Here is an 18,222-nt window from a genome sequence, read left to right on the forward strand (position 1 = left end):
GAGCCACCAGAAACAGCAGCGGCGCCTGTTGGCGCCGCTGTATGGTGAGGATTGTGCGTCCCGATTACTTGAACCAGCTGGAAACCAGCATCACCAGGTAGTCCCACAGACGGCTCATCAGGCCACCCTCTTGTACATCTTCCAGGGCAACCAGCGGAACCTGCTTGATCTCTTTGTCACCCTGTTTCAGGAACACGGTACCGACGCGCTGACCCTTGGCCAGCGGCGCTTTCAGTTCGCTCTCAAGCTGGAAGTCCGCTTTGAGGTTGTTGCCCTGACCGCGGGTGACCAGCACGGAGATATCCTTGTCGACACCCAGTTTCACTTCCGGCTTGTCGCCCATCCAGATCTTCTGGGTGACCAGTACGGTGCCCGCCTTGTAGGGGGTCAGGCTCTGGAAGAAACGGAAGCCGTAGGTGAGCAGCTTCTTGCTCTCGGCGGCGCGAGAGGCTTCGCTGTTGGCACCCAGCACCACGGCGATCAGACGCATGCCTTCGTTGTTGGTGGCGGAGGAGACCAGGTTGTAGCCGACCTGGCTGACGTGGCCGGTCTTGATGCCGTCAACTTGCAGGGATTGGTCCCACAGCAGACGGTTGCGGTTGTGCTGGGTGATGCCGTTGAAGACGAAAGACTTCTGGGAGTAAATCTTGTACTCCTCCGGCAGGTCGCGGATCAGCGCCTGACCCAGACGGGCCATGTCGTGAGCGGTACTGTAGTGACCTTCCGCATCCAGACCGTGCGGGTTCATGAAGTGGCTGTCTTTCATGCCGAGCTTGGCGGCCCAGCTGTTCATCAGGCTGGCGAAGGAGTCGGTGCTGCCGGCCAGGAATTCGGCCATGGCGACGCAGGCGTCGTTGCCGGACTGGATGATGATGCCCTTGTTCAGGTCATCGACGGAGACCTGCTTGCCCACCTCGATAAACATCTTGGAGGAGTCGGAGTAGTTCTTGGACCAGGCGTTCTGGCTGATGGTCACCATGTCGGTACGCTTGATGTTCCCCTTCAGCAGCTCCTGGCCGATGATGTAGGAGGTCATCATCTTGGTCAGACTGGCGGGCGGCAGGCGCTCTTCGGCGTTCTGCTCGGCCAGCACCTGGCCGGAGTAGTAGTCGATCAGAATATGGGCCTTGGCGGAGATCTCGGGTGCGGCGGGAACAACAACCGGGTTGCTGTTCGGAGTAGGAGCCGGCATCGGGGTATTGGCCTGAGCGGTGGCGCTGATCAGTGAGGCCAGAAGAACTGAACGGGCAAATTTGGACATCTTGAAATTCCTGCGATCCAGATGGGGATAAAATGCGGGCCTAACTATACCAGATGCGCCCGCAGGTTATAGCCCGACATGGCGATCAGAACTGGTTTTTTATCCATCACTTGACGCCAGCACGCCATAAAACGACGTGATGGCGGTAAGTAAGCGGTTAGTCACACCCGCAGCAAAAGGGTAACGATCAGGGAACGATAAAGGCCTGTTCGAGGCCACCCTGACGCACTTTTTCCAATGTTGCGGCTTGCTGGTCGGCCGCAACAGGGCCAATCAGAACCCGGAAAATGGCGCCATGGCTATCGATCCGGTAGGGGAGGCCATAACGCTGGGTCATCACCTTGCCCATCGCCTCGGCCCGCTGCTGGGAGCCGCTGGCCAGTACCTGGATCATCTTGCCGTCACCGCTGCTGGCAGGGGCTGCCGCCTTGGCCGGAGCCGGTTTGGCCGGTGCCACTTTGGCTGGTTTGGCGGCGGGGGCCTTGACGGGCGCCGCTTCTGCGGCCGGCGCAGCCATGGCAAGCTCGGTCGGTTGACCGATGAAGCCATCCTGTGACATCGCCTGAGGTGCAGCGGCGGCAGCCGGGGCGGTTGGCGTCATCTCGATGGGCTTCATCGGCTCCATGATCACCATCTGATCCGGGGTGTCGTTGATGAGTTCGAGCCGCACCCGCGCCTCGCCCCCCTCGATCATCTCGAGCTGTTTGGCGGCGGCGGGGGAGAGGTCGATGAGGCGGCTGCTGTCAAACGGGCCGCGATCGTTGACCCGCACTATGGTCTCCAGCCCGTTGTCCAGATTGGTGACCCGCACGTAGCTTGGCAGCGGCAGGTTGCGGTGGGCGGCGCTGAACAGCTTGCTGTCCTGCACGTCGCCATTGGCGGTCTTCTGGCCATCGAGGGAGGGAGAGAGCCAGCTGGCTGTGCCCTCTTCGCTGTAGTGCTTGATATCGCGCCACACCTCGAATTTCTCCTGGCCGCGCCAGTAGTCGCGGTTGCCGCTGGTGCTCAGGGGCTCGGGACGCGGGATGGCGCCGGTGGCTTGCGGGATCTCGATAACGGGCGGTTTGCTGGCGGGCGGCAGATCGACCGGGGCGGACTGTTCCGGCTGGCTGCTACTGCAGGCGGCCAGCAACAAGCTCAGGCTGAGCGGGAGGAGTTTGTGACGAAGATGCATACGCTTCCTGAATGGCTTGGCTAAGTTGATACACCGCCATCGCGTAGAGCGGGCTGCGATTGTAGCGGGTGATCACATAAAAGTTATGCCGTGCGACCCAGTATTCCGGTCCATCGGCTTGATCAAATGCCAGTAACTTGACCGGCGTCTGCGGGGCCAGCGGCGTGGCGAGCTCAATCCCTGCCGCCGCCAGTTCTGACCACTGTTGTGTCAGCTCGGGCTCTCGCCTGAGCAGGGGATCAACCGCCATCAGCCCGATCTGGGCCGGCTCGACCACCGCTTCGCCCCAGCGCCACTGGTGGCTGGCGAAGTAGTTGGCCACGCTGCCGATGGTATCGGCCGGATTGACGAAGAGATCCCGTTTGCCATCGCCGTCAAAATCGACGGCGTAGTGGCGATAGCTGGAGGGCATGAACTGCCCCATCCCCATGGCCCCGGCATAGGAGCCCTTGAGGGTATCGAGTTGCCACCCCTCCTCTTTGGCCAGCAACACCAGCTGGGCAAACTCCTTGGCAAAGAAGTCGCTGCGCTCGGGGTAGTGAAACCCCAGGGTGTAGAGGCTGTCCAGCACCGGATGACGGCCCATCTGGCGACCGTAGAAGGTCTCGATGCCGATGATGGCCACGATAAGCGAGGCCGGTACCCGATAGGTCTGCTCGGCTCGCGCCAGCGTGGCGGCATGCTGCTGCCAGAACTGCAAGCCATCCCGGATGCGATCAGGGGTGACGAACAGCGGCCGGTAGCGGTGCCAGGGCTTGGCCTCCCACGGCCGGCTGATGGTGTCGAGCACCTCCTGCCGTAGCCGGGCGCTGGCCACAGCCGCCTGCAACTCGGCCAGCGGTACTTGCTGCTGTTCGGCGAGCAGGGCCAACCGATCCGGCTCCACGGCGGCGGTTGCCATCGTGGTGGCGAGCGAGAGCAGCAATCCAACCCGTCTCATCAGGCGAGCAGTCTTCTATGAGTCTGGATGGACATCAGTATGCCAAAACCGGCCATCAGGGTCACCATGGAGGTGCCGCCATAGCTCACCAGCGGCAAGGGCACGCCTACCACCGGCAGGATGCCGCTTACCATGCCCATGTTGACGAACACATAGACGAAGAAGGTGAGGGTGATGGCGCCACCCAGCAGCCGTTCAAAGCTGTTCTGGGCCTGCATCGAGATAAACAGGCAGCGGCTGATGACGTAGAGATAGAGCACCAGCAGCAGCGCTACCCCCACCAGACCGAACTCCTCGCTGAATACCGCGAAGATGAAGTCGGTGTGGCGCTCGGGCAGAAATTCGAGCTGGGACTGGGTGCCCTGCAGCCACCCCTTGCCAAAGACGCCGCCGGAGCCGATGGCAATCTTGGACTGGATGATGTGATAGCCGCGGCCGAGCGGATCTTTCTCCGGGTCGATCAGCATCATGACCCGCTGGCGCTGGTAGTCATGCATCAGGAAGAACCAGAGCACCGGCATAAAGGCCGCAATCAGCAGCACCGCCAGTCCGATCAGCCACCAGCTGAGCCCCGCCAGAAAGATGACAAAGAAGCCGGAGGCCGCTACCAGAATGGAGGTGCCAAGGTCGGGCTGGGCGGCAATCAGCAGGGTCGGCAGCAGCACCATGATGAGGGCTATCACCACGTGACTGAGTTTGGGGGGCAGCGAGTGACGGCTGAGCCAGGCGGCGACCATGATGGGCATGGAGAGCTTCATCACCTCGGAGGGCTGGAACTTCATAAAGCCCAAGTCGAGCCAGCGCTGGGCCCCCTTGCCGATATGGCCGAATACGTCCACTGCGATGAGCAGCAGTACCACCCCGACAAACAGCGGCACCGACCAGCGGGCGTAAAGGGAGGGCGGCAGCTGGGCCATGCCGATCATCAGGGCGAAGGCGAGTCCGCCGCGCACCAGCTGGCGCACGATGGAGTCCATATCCTGGCCGGAGGCGGAGTAGAGCACCACCATGGAGAGGGCGATGACGGCCAGCAACCCCAGCAGCAGGGGCAGGTCGATGTGCAGCTTGTACCAGATACTCTGCTGGCGGGCTGAATTACTCATTGGTAGCAACCTCACTCGGTTTGGACGGCTTTTCCGGTGCCGGTGGCAGTTGGGGTTCGGGCGGCAGCAGGAAGGCATCCATCATCTGGCGTGCGATGGGGGATGCGGCACGGCCACCACCACCACCAATGGAGTTCTCCAGCACCAGCGCAACGACCGCCTTGGGGGCTTCAAAGGGGGCGTAAGCGACGAATAGCGCATTGTCGCGATGCTCCGCCTTGACGGTTTTGATGTTGTAGACCTGGTTCTCTTTCAGACCGACCACCTGAGCGGTGCCTGACTTGCCACCCGAGGAGTAGGGGGCCTTGGCAAACGACAGGCGACCACTGCCTTCGCTGCCATGGTTGACGCGCCACATCCCCTCTTGCGCCACTTTCCAGAAGCTGTCGTTCTTGAGCTTGAGGGCGATGTTGGGGTTGACCGGGGCATCGACCACGCCCGCCTGCGAGGCGGTACTCTTGAGCAGGTGCGGGGTGACGTCGTGACCGTTCTGGGTCAGGATGCTGATCGCCTTGGCCAGCTGCAGCGGGGTGGCGCTCCAGTACCCCTGACCGATACCGATGGAGATGGTGTCACCCTGATACCAGGGCTGGCGCCAGCGAGCCATCTTCCAGTCGCGGGACGGCATGACCCCCTTGCTCTCCTCATAGAGGTCTACCCCGGTGTACTGACCGAAGCCGAACTTGGTCATGTAGCTGTGGATCTTGTCGATACCGACCCGGTAGGCAAGATCGTAGAAGTAGGTGTCGGCCGATACCTCGATGGCGCGATAGACATCGAGCCAGCCATGACCCCAGCGGCGCCAGTCGCGGAACTTCTTGGTGGTACCGGGAATGGAGAAGCTGGGGCCACCGAAGTAGCGATAGCCCGGGGTAATGGCCCCTTCGTTGAGGCCCATGATGGACATCATGGGTTTGACGGTGGAGGCGGGGGCATAGATGCCCTGGGTGGTGCGGTTGACCAGCGGCCGCGCCGGATCGTTGAGCAGCGCCGAGTAGTTGGGGCCCGAGATACCGGTCACGAACAGGTTGGGGTCGTAGCTCGGGCTCGACTCCATGGCCAGAATAGCGCCGGTTTTGGGATCCATCATCACGATGGCGCCACGCTGTCCGGCCAGCAGCTGCTGGGCCTTGAGCTGCAGCCGCACATCGATGTTGAGGTAGATATCCTTGCCGGGAACCGGGGGCTGGAACTTGAGGGTGCGGACAATCCGGCCGCGGTTGTTGACCTCGACCTCCTGATAGCCCGCCACGCCGTGCAGCTCATCCTCGTAATACTTCTCCACCCCCTGCTTGCCGATATCCTTGGTGGCTGCGTAGTTGGCGAGTTTGTCTTCCTTGTCGAGGCGCTCCACGTCGCGGGTGTTGATCTTGGCCACGTAGCCCAGCGCATGAGTAAGGGTGTCGCCAAACGGGTAGTAGCGCTTGAGGTAAGCCTCGATGCTGGCACCCGGGTAGTTGTGCTGGTTGACAGAAAAGAGCGCCACCTGATACTCGGTCAGCTTCTCGTAGAGGGCGACCGGTTTGAAGCGGCGCTGGCGCTTCACTTCGGCCAGAAACTTCTCTTTTGTCCCCTCCGGCAGCCCCAGCAGGGCGACCAGCTCATCGGCGGTTTTGGCCAGATCCGGCGTCTCTTCGGGGACAATCTCCAGACTGTAGACGGGGCGGTTTTCCGCCAGCAGCACGCCGTTGGTGTCATAGATGAGGCCGCGCGGCGGCGCCACCGGCACCACCCGGATGCGGTTGGAGTTGGAGCGGGTCTGGTAGGTGTCGTAAGACTCGACCTGCAGGTAATAGAGATTGCCCAGCAGCACCAGCATCAGCACGACGATGCCGATGTAGGCTACCAGGGTGCGCCGGAAGAACAGATTGCCCTCGGCACTGTGATCGCGCATCTCGATGCGTTGTTTCAGCATGCCTTTACCTCAGAACCATTGGGGCAATAACAGCAGGAGCGGCATTGTTCACTCTCTGTGATTCGCTTGTGTGTCGGGGAGGGTGAGCCACATCCTGGCTCACTCCCTGTGATACGGGTGATTGGTGGTAATGCTCCAGGCACGGTAGAGGCTCTCGGCGACCAGTACCCGCACCAGCGGGTGGGGCAGGGTCAGCGGCGAGAGCGACCAGCTCTGCTCTGCGGCTGCCTTGCACTCCGGCGACAAGCCTTCCGGCCCGCCTACCAGCAGGGCTACATCGCGGCCATCGAGCTTCCACGCCTCCAGCTGGGTCGCCAGCTGCTCCGTGGTCCATGGCTTGCCCGGAATGTCGAGGGTGACGATGCGCGAGCGGCCAGCGGCAGCCAGCATGGCTTCCCCCTCTTTTTGCAGAATGCGGGGAATATCGGCATTTTTGCCCCGTTTGCCGGCGCCAATCTCCACCAGCTCGAACGGCATGTCTTTCGGGAAGCGGCGGCGATACTCTTCAAAGCCATGCTCTACCCAGGCGGGCATCTTGGTGCCCACCGCGATCAACTGAATCTTCATGTCGGTACTTTGCTGCTCTCGTTATTGCGTGTTCACTTGAGCGGCACCGCCCCACAGTTTTTCCAGCTGGTAGAAGTCACGATGTTCATCCTGCATCACATGCACGATCACCGATCCCATATCTACCAGTACCCACTCTCCGCTCAGCTCGCCTTCCACGCTCAGCAGGTCGAGCCCGGCATGACGGGCTTCACTGGCCAGATGGTTGGCGATGGCGCAGACGTGACGGTTGGAGTTGCCGGAGCAGACGATCATGGTGTCAGTGATGCTGGATTTGCCGCGTACATCGAGGGTGATGATATCGCGGCCTTTCATGTCATCAATCTTGTCGATGATAAAGGCGTGAAGTTCTTGGCCTTGCAATGAGTCTCTCCTGTATTCCGGCGCCTGACAGCGTGAGGGCGGCGGATTATATCATGGTCACTCCCGTTTCCTACCGGAACGGGACAGCTGGGGAGTCTTACCGGCAGATGGCGCGGTAGAGCCCCTGTTGATCAATATAGTGCGCAACCGGCTCGGGCAAGAGGTAGCGGGGATCTTCTCCCGCCGCCAGCAGCTCGCGCAGCCGGGTAGCAGACAATTCAATCGGTTGGTTGCTGGCCAACCAGATATGGCCTGCCCGTTGCCGGTGCAGTGCGGCTACCTCTTTGACCTGATGACGGGCCAGCAGTTCAGCCAGTTCGGCCGGATAATCGGGTTGCCAGCCGGGGCGGGTGCTCACCACCAGATGGGCGTAGTCGAGCAGCTCCCGCCAGCGGTGCCAGCCGGGCAGGCCAAGCAGCGAGTCCATCCCCATCAAGAAGCAGAGCGGCGTATCGGGCAGCTCCTGACGCAGCTCGATCAGGGTATCGATGGTGTAGGAGGGCTTGTCGCGCCAAAGCTCCCGCTCATCCACCACGAAGTGGCGGTTCTCTGCCGCCGCCAGCCTGACCATGGCCAGACGCTGCTCGCTGGAGCAGTGCGGGTTGGCGCGGTGGGGCGGTATATGGTTCGGGATCAGCCGCACTTCCGCCAGACCTATCGCATCGCGCGCCTCGATGGCGGGGCGCAGATGGCCGATATGGATAGGGTCGAACGTGCCCCCCAGCAGACCAATAGGCGCCTTTAGCATGGCGCACTCTCCATCGCCAGCGGCAGGGGCGTACCATCACGAAAGCCGAGTGCTATGGTCTGCAGCATCAGCCAGGCCTGCTCGGTATCAAAGCGGCGCTGGGCGTCATCAAGTTGCGCCATCAGCTGCCACAGCTGCTGCAGCTTGGCGAAGGGAAGCCGGGTCAGCGCCTGTTGAATGAGCTGCTGGCGGCTCTGCCAGATGCGCAGGCGGCTGAAGTGCTCCCCCAGTGGCTGGCCGTTGCGCATCGCCAGCGACAGTTCGGTCAGCTGCTCCAGCTCGCGACAGAGGGTCCATGCCAGCATCCCCGGCTCGGTGCCTTCGGCCCGCAGAGCGGCCAGAATGCGCTGGGCCCGGTTCACTTTCCCTTCCAGCAGGGTATCGACCAGCTGGAACGGGGTGAAGTGGGCGTGGCGGATGATGGTCTCCTGCAGATAGGTGACGCTGATGGGCTGGGGCGGCGAGAGCAGGGTCAGCTTCTCGATCTCCTGGCTCGCGGCCAGCAGGTTGCCCTCGTAGGAGTGGCACATGAAGTTGATGGCATCGGGCAGCGCCTTGAGGCCAAAACGCTGGAAGCGGGCGCTCATCCAGCGTGGAAAGAACTTGGGCTCCGGGTGGTTGACCGGCACATAGGTACCGATCTGGTAGAGCTTGTCGAACCAGGCTGCTTTCATCTGGGTCTGGTTGAGACGACCGCCGCTCAGTACCAGCAGCAGGTCGGGGTGGAGCTGCTTGCCAATGTCGCTGATACGGGCAGCGAGATCCTTGTCGACCTTGGCGGGCAGTTCCAGTTCAATGATTTGGCGGGCAGAAAAAAGGCTCATCGCCTGACAGGCGTCGTAGACCTGATTCCAGTCCAGCCCCTGCTCCACCACGAAGGTGTGGCGTTCATCGAATCCCTGTTTGCGGGCGACCTGACGGATGGCGTCGATGGCTTCCAGTCGCAGCAGGGGTTCGTCACCAAAAACGAGATAGCAGGGCCGAAGCCCTGCTTTGAGGTGGTCACCAAACTGTTCCGGGTAGATCCGCATCAGAAGCTGACCTGACTCAACTGCCGGATCACCTGATTGGCCGCCTGCTCCTGCATCTCGCGGTTGAGCTGCTCCTGCTCACGGGAAGAGGCGAGCGCTGCATCGGGCTTGTTGAGGAAGCTGCGGTTGAAGTTGATGGGGAAAACCTGAGTCGGCTTGCCCGGCACCGAGACGGTGAACTGGGTGCTGAAGCCCAGTACATACTCGGTGTCGACACCCTGTGCGTTGACCGAGGCGACCTGACTGCTGGCACCGATGCCGCCCAGGGTCAGTACCGGGATCCCCTCCTTGTCGGCCAGGGTAACCCCTGACGCCTTGAGGCGGGTGGTGACCATCCGGTAGAAGTCGCTCTTGTTGTCGCCCACGACCTTCATGGTCTTCAGCTCGGCCGGAATGCCGGTGCCACGCATGTGAAAACCGCAGCCTTGCAGCAGCAGGGCTGCCAGCACGATGGCCATCCAGCGGGTGAAGATGGTGCCCATAGAAAATCCTCTTTGCATTAAGGGAAAGCGGCGGGCGCAGGGCCCGCCGTTATCATCCGTTTGCTGTCACAGATTGGCAACGCTCGTTGTCGACCGATCAGTTGGCGACAATGTTGAGCAGCTTGCCCGGTACATAGATCACCTTGCGCACGGTCAGACCGTCGGTGAACTTCTGCACGGAGGCATCGGCCATGGCCAGCTTCTCGACGTCGGCCTGACTGATTTCGGCCGGTACGGTCAGTTTGCCGCGCATCTTGCCATTGATCTGCACCACGACCAGCTTCTCGGTCTCGACCATGGCCGCTTCATCGGCCACCGGCCATGCAGCGTGATCCACGTCGTCGCCCTTGCCCAGCATCTTCCACAGCTCGAAGCCGATGTGCGGGGTGATGGGGTAGAGCATGACCACGACCGATTCCAGCGCTTCCTGCATCAGGGCGCGATCCTGCTCGTCGTTGCCCAGCTTGGAGAGATTGTTCATCAGCTCCATGATGGCGGCGATGGCGGTGTTGAAGGTCTGACGGCGACCCACGTCGTCGCTCACCTTGGCGATGGTTTTGTGCAGCTCGCGGCGAATGGCTTTCTGCTCGTTGGAGAGGGCAGCCAGATCCAGCGCGGCAACGGCGCCACCGGAGACGTGCTCGAAGGTAGTGCGCCACAGGCGACGCAGGAAGCGCTGGGCGCCCTCTACGCCGGAGTCGGACCACTCCAGGGTCATCTCGGCCGGAGAGGCGAACATCATGAACAGACGGACGGTATCGGCGCCGTAACGCTCGACCATCAGCTGCGGGTCGATGCCGTTGTTCTTGGACTTGGACATCTTGGTCATACCGGAGTGAATCACTTCGCGGCCTTCGTTATCGATGGCCTTGGTGATGCGACCCTTCTCGTCACGCTCTACCTTGACGTCGGTCGGGCTGACCCAGACGTTGCCGCCCTTCTCGTCCTTGTAGTAGAAGGCATCGGCCAGCACCATGCCCTGGCAGAGCAGACGCTTGAACGGCTCGTCACTGTTCACGAGACCTGCGTCACGCAGCAGCTTGTGGAAGAAGCGGGCGTAGAGCAGGTGCATACAGGCGTGCTCGATGCCGCCGATGTACTGATCCACCGGCAGCCAGTGGTTGGCTGCCGCCGGATCCAGCATGCCCTTGTCGTAGTCCGGAGAGCAGTAGCGCGCGTAGTACCAGGAGGACTCCATGAAGGTGTCGAAGGTATCGGTTTCGCGGAACGCTTCCTGACCGTTGTAAGTGGTCTTGGCCCACTCGGCGTCGGCCTTGATCGGGCTCTGGATACCATCCATCACCACATCTTCCGGCAGCAGTACCGGCAGCTGATCTTCCGGCGTCGGCACCACGGTACCGTCAGCCAGAGTCAGCATCGGGATGGGGGCACCCCAGTAGCGCTGACGGGAAACTCCCCAGTCGCGCAGACGGAAGTTGACGGTGCGCTTGCCCTTGCCCAGTGTTTCCAGCTTGTTGGCGATGGCATCAAAGGCGCCCTGGAAGTCGAGACCGTCAAACTCGCTGGAGTTGAACAACACGCCCTTCTCGGTGTAAGCGGCTTCGCTCACGTCGACGTCGCCATCAACCGGCTTGATGACCGCCTTGATGTCGAGGCCATATTTGGTGGCGAATTCGAAGTCACGCTGGTCGTGGGCCGGAACCGCCATCACGGCGCCGGTGCCATAGTTCATAAGCACGAAGTTGGCGACCCAGACCGGCACCTTGCGGCCATCCAGCGGGTGAATGGCGTAGAGACCGGTGGCCATGCCCTTCTTCTCCATGGTGGCCAGTTCGGCTTCGGCTACCTTGGTGTTCTTGCACTCTTCGATAAAGGCGGCCAGTTCCGGATTGTTTTCGGCGGCCTGCAGGGCCAGCGGGTGGCCTGCGGCGATACCGACATAGGTGACGCCCATGAAGGTGTCCGGACGGGTGGTATAGACCTCCAGCTGATCAGCATGACCCTCGATATTGAAGCTGATGTTGACCCCTTCGGAGCGGCCAATCCAGTTGCGCTGCATGGTCTTGACCATCTCTGGCCAGCCTTCGAGGTTGTCGATATCGTTCAGCAGCTCTTCGGCGTAGTCGGTGATCTTGATGAACCACTGGGGGATCTCTTTCTGCTCCACCGGGGTGTCACAGCGCCAGCAGCAGTTGTCGACAACCTGCTCGTTGGCCAGCACGGTCATGTCGTTCGGGCACCAGTTGACGGAGGAGGTCTTCTTGTAGACCAGACCCTTCTCGTAGAGCTTGGTGAAGAACCACTGCTCCCAGCGGTAGTAGTCCGGCTTGCAGGTGGCGACTTCACGATCCCAGTCATAACCCAGACCCAGCATCTTCAGCTGGTTCTTCATGTATTCGATGTTTTCGTAGGTCCAGGGGGCCGGCGCCGTGTTGTTCTTGATGGCGGCGTTTTCCGCCGGCAGACCGAACGCATCCCAACCGATGGGTTGCAGCACGTTCTTGCCATTGAGGCGTTGATAACGGGAGATCACATCACCTATGGTGTAGTTGCGAACGTGCCCCATGTGTAGACGACCAGACGGATAGGGGAACATGGAGAGGCAGTAGAACTTCTCTTTGTCTACTTTTTCCACGGCCTTGAAGGTTTTCTTGGCATCCCAGTGCTTCTGCACTGCTGGTTCGATTGATTGGGGAACGTATTGCTCTTGCATTGGTGACATCCGGATCTGTGAAATGAATAGATAAATCAGCTGGGAAATCGCAATAGAATACCCATATCCTGCGGCGGCAACAACCGCCAGCATCCGTCAAGCCTGAAGCCGGGCCAGAAAGGGATTTAGCAGAGGAGTAACAGCCATGGACAAACGTCAAAAAGGGTATGAAACCTTCATTGCCGAACTGCAAAAGCAGTGGCAAGAGACAGAGCAGTTCCAGGGGGAGCGCCTCAACCGGATGATTGCCCGCGTTCAGGCCTATCTGGAAGCGGCCAGCGACCTCACTCAGGACGAACTGGCGCTGATCGCCGAGTATGTGAAGCGGGATCTGGGCAACTATGACGAGGGGCGCAAGGATGAGCAGGTGGAGGAGTCTGCCTTTATGCTGGCGCTCAAAGATACCGCCTGGTCCTGGTTGGCGGATGTGACTGACCGTGCCCAGGTGGAGTGGCGCGAGCTGGCCGACGAGCTGGAGCACAAGGGCGTCTATGAGGCGGGCGACTGGGTGGGGCTCGGGGTCATGGTGTGCGACCAGTGTGGTTGGCGCCATACCGTGCTCCATCCCGAGCAGCTCGATACCTGCCCCGAATGCGGCTGCGCCGAGTATCACCGCGAACCGCTCTCACCCTGAGTCATGCCATCAATGCGGACGAGATAACAAGCAAAAAGGCGCCATCAGGCGCCTTTTTCTATTGATGGGCTGGATTACTTGCCCGCGACGGAGAGGCCGCCAAAACGGATCAGCGGGGCGTAGAAGCCCTTGCCATCGTTGTGGTGCAGAGTATCGCCGACCGCTTCCAGCTCACCCAGCAGGCGGTAGAAGTTGCCCGCCACCGTGATGCCGCGTACCGGCTGCAGGCGCACTCCGTCGCGACAGAGGAATCCTGATGCGCCAAAGGAGAAGTCGCCGCTCACCGCATCGGCCCCCGAGTGCAGACCATCGAGTTTGACCAGCTCCAGATAGTCGCCGCTCTGCACCTCCGCTTCGCTGTGAGACCCGGCGCCAAACACCAGATGGCGAGCGGTCACATCGAGGGCGCTGCGGGCGCCGCGGGCGGCCGAGCCGTTGCTGGCCACACCAAAGTGATGGGCGGTGGCGCTGTTGTGGAGCAGGGTCTTCAGCTCACCGTCGCCAATCAGCAGCAGATCCGAGGTGGCCGCCCCCTCGCCATCAAACGCCTTGATGTTCATGCCGCCCGGCATATAGACCCGGCTCTCCAGGGTGAGCCAGCGCGAGGCGACGCTCTGCCCCACCTTCTCCCGCCATGGGTTGATCCCCTGCTGGGCCCACTTGCCCGACAGTACCCCCTGAAAGCAGCCAAACAGGCTGGCGAAGCAGTTGGTACTGAAGATGACGCTGTAGCGACCACTTGGTACCGCCTCGCCCGGCAGCAGGTCGCTGGCGACGGCATAGATCTGCGCGATGAGCCGCTGGCTATCCAGCTCGTCGAAGCGACGGCCATACTGCCCCTGCGAGTGCATCGACTGGCGGCCATCCCGTTCGACCAGCGCCGAGGTGTAGCAGCCGACGCTGAACTCGCCGTGCTGGCAGAGGGTGCCTTGACTGTTGGCGAGCCAGAGCTGGCTCTCCCCTTCAAAGAAGCTGTTGTAGGGGGCGCCGCTCACATCGGGCATGGCCAGCATGTCTGACTCCAGGCGCAGGGCCAGGGCGATCTTCTCCTCAACCGGCGTGGTATCGGGTTGATTGATCTCTTCGCAATCTGTGGTGAGCCGGCTATTGGCCACCGAGATGCGCTGATCCGGGTCTACCTTGGCAAAGCGGCTTGCATCCAGCGCATCCTGCAGCATGGCATCGAGCGCCCGCTCATCGAGCGCTTCCGAGTAGGCGATGCCGACCCGGCCCTCTTTTATCAGGCGAATGCCGAGTTGCTGGCTGCTGGTTACCTTGTATTCACCCAGCTCGCCCTTGTCGGCCTTGAGGGAGAAGGCTCTCTCCTGATTGGCGATGATGTCCGCTTCGGCGTTGAGATCGGCCACCTTGTCCAGCAGGCGGGTGAGCAGTTGGTTCATGTCGAGTTGGCTCATCAGGCGTTCCCTCCCACCAGAATATTGTCCACTTTGAGTGCCGGCTGGCCCACCGAGGTTGGCACCGAGCCCGAGACCGAGCCGCACATGCCGGCGGCCAGCGCCAGATTGCTGCCCACCATGGAGATCTCTTTCAGCACCTGCGGGCCGGTGCCGATCAGGGTGGCCGACTTGAGCGGTCTGGTGATCTTGCCGTGCTCGATGAGGTAGGCCTCCTGCACGTTGAAGTTGAACTCGCCGGTGCCGGGCTGTACCGAGCCGCCCCCCATCTTTTTGGCGTAGATGCCGTGCTCCACCGTGGCCAGCATGTCGTCGAGGCTGTGGTTGCCCGGCTCGATATAGGTGTTGCGCATGCGCGAGGTGGGGGCGTACTTGTACGATTCGCGCCGACCCGAGCCGGTGCGGGCATAACCTGTCTTCAGCGCCCCCATTCTGTCCACCAGAAAACCGGTCAGCACACCGTCCTTGATGAGCTGGGTATGCTGGGTCGCCATCCCCTCATCATCGACGTTGATGGAGCCCCAGACGTTGCCTTGCAGCCCCTCGTCCACCGCATTGACCACCGGATTGGCGATGAGCTGGCCCATCTTGTCGTGGAATACCGAGGCCTTTTTGGCCACCGAGGTGGTCTCCAGCAGGTGGCCGCACGCCTCGTGGAAGATGACGCCGCCAAAGCCGTTCTCCATGATGACCGGCAGGGTGCCGCTCGGGCAGGGGGCCGCCCCCAGTTTCACCAGTGCCTGACGGGTGGCGGTGAGGGCCAGCTCGCGCGGATCGATGCGTGCGGCATGTTCCCAGCCCATCAGGGCGCCCGGTGCCTCATAGCCGACGCTCTGCTCGCTCCCTTCGCGGGCGATGGTCTGGGCCATGATGCGGTTGTAGTGGCGGCGATCGGCCACCTGCAGTCCTTCGCTGTTGAAGATCTCCACCTCCTGCTCCCAGCCCAGCACGTTGCCGGAGAACTGGCTCACCTTGCTGCTCTCGGCGCGGGCCACCGCATCCATGGCGTGCAGGTAGGCAATCTTCTGCTCCAGCAGCTTGTCGGCCGACAGGGGCAGCGCGACCGGGTTGCGGTCGGTCAGGCGGGTGAAATCGAAGGCGGTGGCGGTCACCACCGGGTCGCGGCGGTCTTTGGCCGCCAGCAGGGTGACGATACGCAGCAGCTCGTCGCGGCTGGCCAGATTGGTGTAGCCATAGAGCACCTTGTGGCCATAGCAGAGGCGCACGCCGATGCCGAAATCGAGGCCACCGCTGATGTTCTCTATCTGGCTGGAGAGCAGGCTGAGCTGGCTGCGGCGCTTGCGCTCGACAAACAGCTCGGCGAAATCGGCCCCGAGTGCCAGCGCGTGATCGAGCACGTCGCGGGCGATGGCGGGGGCCAACAGGGAGAGTGGCGTCATAGGATCTCCTTTTCTGGGCGGGTCTCAGCCTTCGCGACCCGGATTCGAGCGTGATGGTGTAGCTGCCCCATTGTTGCAGAGCGTTACTCAAATGTCGCTATGGCGTCAGCGGATGATACCGATTGAAAAAATCGATGCGATAACTGCGACCGCATTGGCGGCAAAGGAGGATTTAAGAGAGGGGAAAGAAGGGGAGGAAGCCGGCATCCGCACAGGCTGGGATGCCGGACAGGCCGCTCGGGTCAGAGCAGCTCGTGAATTTCGGTCAGGATCTGGTCGACCCACTGCTCGATGCGGGAGTCGGTCTGGTCATACTGGTTGGCATCGTCGAGGGCCAGGCCGACGAAGTGGCGGCCATCATCAATCAGCGCCTTGGAGGCATCGAACTCGTAGCCTTCGTTGGGCCAGTAACCCACCAGCTTGACCCCTCTGGGCACCAGCTGATCGTGCAGCATGCCGAGGGCATCCTGGAACCATTCGCCATAACCCAGCTGGTCGCCGAGGCCAAACAGGGCGACGATACGCCCCTCCAGATGGAGGTCGCCAATATCTTCCCAGCGGGACTCCCAATCCTCCTGCAGCTCGCCGAAATCCCAGGTAGAGATGCCGAGGATCAAAACCTCGTAATCCTCCATCAGGCGCAGGGAGACATCCTTGATGTTGTGGATATCCACCAGCTCGGGGCCGATAAGGGCGCGGATCTTCTCGGCAGCCATCTCGGTGTAGCAGGTGGTAGAACCGTAAAACAGACCAATCTTCATCGCTCTTTATCTCTTTTGGCGCTTTCTCGCTTGCTCGTGTGGGCTGCACCTGTTGGCAACACGATGGGCAACATAAGGGGAGGGCGCCAGTCTAGCAGATTGGCTGCGCTCCTTCACCGCCCGATATCACGGGCAGATCAGGTCGCGGCAAGCGGCTTGCACATCCGGCAAGCAGAGGCGTTACAATGGGCCACTGTTCTTCTGACTGCGACCGACCATGAGCAAGCCCGAGCCACATCCCCTGATTGAACCCTTTCTCGATGCCCTCTGGCTGGAGCGGGGCCTCTCCGACAACACGGTCAGCTCCTATCGCACCGATCTGGAAAAATTCTCCCTCTGGCTCGATAAGCAGGGCAGCTCCCTGCTGCTGGCGGGGATGGACGAGATCCAGCACTATCTCGCGTGGCGGGTCGATAATCAGTTTGCCGCCAGCAGTACGGCCCGCTTTCTGTCGGCCCTGCGCCGCTTCTATCAGTACCTCAACCGCGAGAAGCTGCGCAGCGACGACCCTACCGTACTGCTGGAGGGGCCCAAGCTGCCCAAGAAGCTCCCCTCCGATCTGAGCGAAGCGGAAGTGGAAGCGCTGTTGACGGCGCCGCTGGTGGATGATCCGCTGGAGCTGCGGGACAAGGCGATGCTGGAGCTGCTCTACGCCACTGGCTTGCGGGTCTCCGAGCTGGTGGGGCTGACTGCCGAGCATGTCAGCCTGCGGCAGGGGCTGGTGCGGGTGGTGGGCAAAGGCAACAAGGAGCGGTTGGTGCCCATGGGCGAGGAGGCGATGTACTGGCTGGAACGCTACTACCGGGAGGGGCGAACTCTGCTGCTCGGTGGTACCAGCTCGGATGTGGTTTTCCCCTCCAAACTGGCCCGGATGATGACCCGCCAGACCTTCTGGCACCGCATCAAGCTCTATGCCCAGCGGGCCGGGATCAACGGCGAGTTATCCCCCCATACCCTGCGCCACGCCTTTGCCACCCACCTGCTCAACCACGGCGCCGATCTGCGGGTGGTGCAGATGCTGCTGGGCCACGCAGATCTCTCCACTACCCAGATCTACACCCATGTCGCCAACGAGCGGCTCAAGGCGCTCCATGGCGAGCATCACCCGCGGGCCTGAGCGGGTTGGGTGGCCAACAAAACAAAAAACCGCCTGCGGGCGGTTTTTTTATGAATACACGACGGGAAGTGACGCTTATTTGCCCTGCTGGGCTTTCAGCAGGTCGCGGATCTCGGTCAGCAGCTCCTGATCCTTGGTCGGTGCTGCGGGGGCGGCTGCTTCCTCCTCCTGCTTTTTCTTCAGGGTATTGATGGCCTTCAGTCCCATAAAGATGGCGAAGGAGATGATCAGAAAATCGATGATGGTCTGGATGAACTTGCCGTAGGCAATGACCACGGCAGGAGCGCTGCCTTCGGCAGCCTTCAGGGTGACTGCCAGGTCGCTGAAGTCCACACCGCCCAGGATCAGGCCGATAGGCGGCATGATCACGTCACCGACGAAGGAGGAGACAATCTTGCCGAAGGCGGCACCAATAATGATACCGACCGCCATATCGATCACGTTGCCTCTGGATGCAAAGGCCTTGAACTCTTGTATCAGACTCATTCTTTCCTCCGAAATTAAGCACACTAGCGTAGCGGCCGCGCCTTGTTCTGGCGGCGATCCGCTATCGGGAGCAGGGTAGCAAGAGCACATGCCACCTGTTCTCCCTGACTAGCTTGCTGAGGTTGGCTCTGCTTGGCAATCAGGGGGGCGT

At 61.5% G+C, this 18,222-nt stretch carries 17 protein-coding genes; 2 read left to right on the plus strand and 15 right to left on the minus strand.

Going from position 1 to position 18,222, the window contains the following annotated elements; genetic code table 11:
• Positions 1–64: 64 nt before the first annotated feature.
• The 11 genes from BS300_RS11960 to leuS all read right to left on the minus strand — a co-directional run bounded on the left by BS300_RS11960 (position 65) and on the right by leuS (position 12,258).
• Positions 65–1,261: a D-alanyl-D-alanine carboxypeptidase family protein gene (locus BS300_RS11960; RefSeq protein ID WP_033112718.1), complete on the minus strand. Its 1,197-nt coding sequence runs from the start codon at positions 1,259–1,261 to the stop codon at positions 65–67.
• A gap of 187 nt (positions 1,262–1,448) precedes the next feature.
• Positions 1,449–2,435, minus strand: coding sequence for a septal ring lytic transglycosylase RlpA family protein (locus tag BS300_RS11965; protein WP_071912999.1), 987 nt, complete (start codon positions 2,433–2,435; stop codon positions 1,449–1,451).
• Positions 2,374–3,375 (minus strand): lytic murein transglycosylase B, encoded by a 1,002-nt coding sequence (mltB, locus tag BS300_RS11970; RefSeq protein WP_071913001.1) that lies wholly within the window; start codon positions 3,373–3,375, stop codon positions 2,374–2,376. Before mltB ends, BS300_RS11965 begins: the two co-directional genes overlap by 62 nt.
• Positions 3,375–4,478, minus strand: coding sequence for a rod shape-determining protein RodA (rodA, locus tag BS300_RS11975; RefSeq protein ID WP_041209958.1), 1,104 nt, complete (start codon positions 4,476–4,478; stop codon positions 3,375–3,377). The genes mltB and rodA overlap by 1 nt, the downstream gene beginning before the upstream one ends.
• Entirely contained in the window at positions 4,471–6,393 is a 1,923-nt protein-coding gene (gene mrdA / locus BS300_RS11980) for a penicillin-binding protein 2 (RefSeq protein WP_041209959.1), read from the minus strand. The genes rodA and mrdA overlap by 8 nt, the downstream gene beginning before the upstream one ends.
• A 99-nt stretch (positions 6,394–6,492) precedes the next feature.
• Positions 6,493–6,960, minus strand: a complete 468-nt coding sequence (gene rlmH, locus BS300_RS11985) for a 23S rRNA (pseudouridine(1915)-N(3))-methyltransferase RlmH (protein WP_005335166.1) — start codon at positions 6,958–6,960, stop codon at positions 6,493–6,495.
• 21 nt (positions 6,961–6,981) lie between these two features.
• The gene (gene rsfS, locus BS300_RS11990; RefSeq protein ID WP_033112713.1) at positions 6,982–7,323 is read right to left on the minus strand and encodes a ribosome silencing factor; all 342 of its coding nucleotides are present in this window, start codon (positions 7,321–7,323) and stop codon (positions 6,982–6,984) included.
• A gap of 97 nt (positions 7,324–7,420) precedes the next feature.
• Positions 7,421–8,071, minus strand: coding sequence for a nicotinate-nucleotide adenylyltransferase (nadD, locus tag BS300_RS11995; protein WP_041209960.1), 651 nt, complete (start codon positions 8,069–8,071; stop codon positions 7,421–7,423).
• Positions 8,065–9,102, minus strand: a complete 1,038-nt coding sequence (gene holA / locus BS300_RS12000; RefSeq protein ID WP_071913003.1) for a DNA polymerase III subunit delta — start codon at positions 9,100–9,102, stop codon at positions 8,065–8,067. Before holA ends, nadD begins: the two co-directional genes overlap by 7 nt.
• Complete coding sequence (gene lptE / locus BS300_RS12005) at positions 9,102–9,584, minus strand: LPS assembly lipoprotein LptE (protein WP_071913004.1); 483 nt, start codon at positions 9,582–9,584, stop codon at positions 9,102–9,104. The genes holA and lptE overlap by 1 nt, the downstream gene beginning before the upstream one ends.
• Before the next feature lie 97 nt (positions 9,585–9,681).
• The gene (leuS, locus tag BS300_RS12010; RefSeq protein WP_071913006.1) at positions 9,682–12,258 is read right to left on the minus strand and encodes a leucine--tRNA ligase; all 2,577 of its coding nucleotides are present in this window, start codon (positions 12,256–12,258) and stop codon (positions 9,682–9,684) included.
• A 145-nt stretch (positions 12,259–12,403) separates the two neighbouring features.
• Between leuS and BS300_RS12015 the strand changes: the two genes are divergently transcribed.
• Positions 12,404–12,892: a zinc ribbon-containing protein gene (locus BS300_RS12015; RefSeq protein WP_041209964.1), complete on the plus strand. Its 489-nt coding sequence runs from the start codon at positions 12,404–12,406 to the stop codon at positions 12,890–12,892.
• Between the two features lie 74 nt (positions 12,893–12,966).
• On the opposite strand, the gene BS300_RS12020 is transcribed toward BS300_RS12015, so the two are convergent.
• From BS300_RS12020 to fldB, 3 genes are all read right to left on the minus strand, one after another.
• Positions 12,967–14,307: a metallopeptidase TldD-related protein gene (locus tag BS300_RS12020; protein WP_071913008.1), complete on the minus strand. Its 1,341-nt coding sequence runs from the start codon at positions 14,305–14,307 to the stop codon at positions 12,967–12,969.
• Entirely contained in the window at positions 14,307–15,707 is a 1,401-nt protein-coding gene (locus BS300_RS12025; protein ID WP_071913011.1) for a TldD/PmbA family protein, read from the minus strand. Before BS300_RS12025 ends, BS300_RS12020 begins: the two co-directional genes overlap by 1 nt.
• A 242-nt stretch (positions 15,708–15,949) precedes the next feature.
• A complete protein-coding gene (gene fldB / locus BS300_RS12030) occupies positions 15,950–16,468 on the minus strand; it encodes a flavodoxin FldB (protein WP_033112705.1) in 519 nt (172 codons plus the stop codon).
• A 217-nt stretch (positions 16,469–16,685) separates the two neighbouring features.
• On the opposite strand from fldB, the gene xerD reads away from it, so the two are divergent.
• Positions 16,686–17,585 (plus strand): site-specific tyrosine recombinase XerD, encoded by a 900-nt coding sequence (gene xerD, locus BS300_RS12035; RefSeq protein WP_071913013.1) that lies wholly within the window; start codon positions 16,686–16,688, stop codon positions 17,583–17,585.
• Between the two features lie 75 nt (positions 17,586–17,660).
• Here the strand turns inward: xerD and mscL are convergent, their stop codons facing one another.
• A complete protein-coding gene (mscL, locus tag BS300_RS12040; protein WP_041209969.1) occupies positions 17,661–18,071 on the minus strand; it encodes a large-conductance mechanosensitive channel protein MscL in 411 nt (136 codons plus the stop codon).
• Positions 18,072–18,222 lie beyond the last annotated feature (151 nt).

It is taken from the genome of Aeromonas sp. SCS5, assembly GCF_001887375.1.
Classification (GTDB): domain Bacteria; phylum Pseudomonadota; class Gammaproteobacteria; order Enterobacterales; family Aeromonadaceae; genus Aeromonas; species Aeromonas jandaei.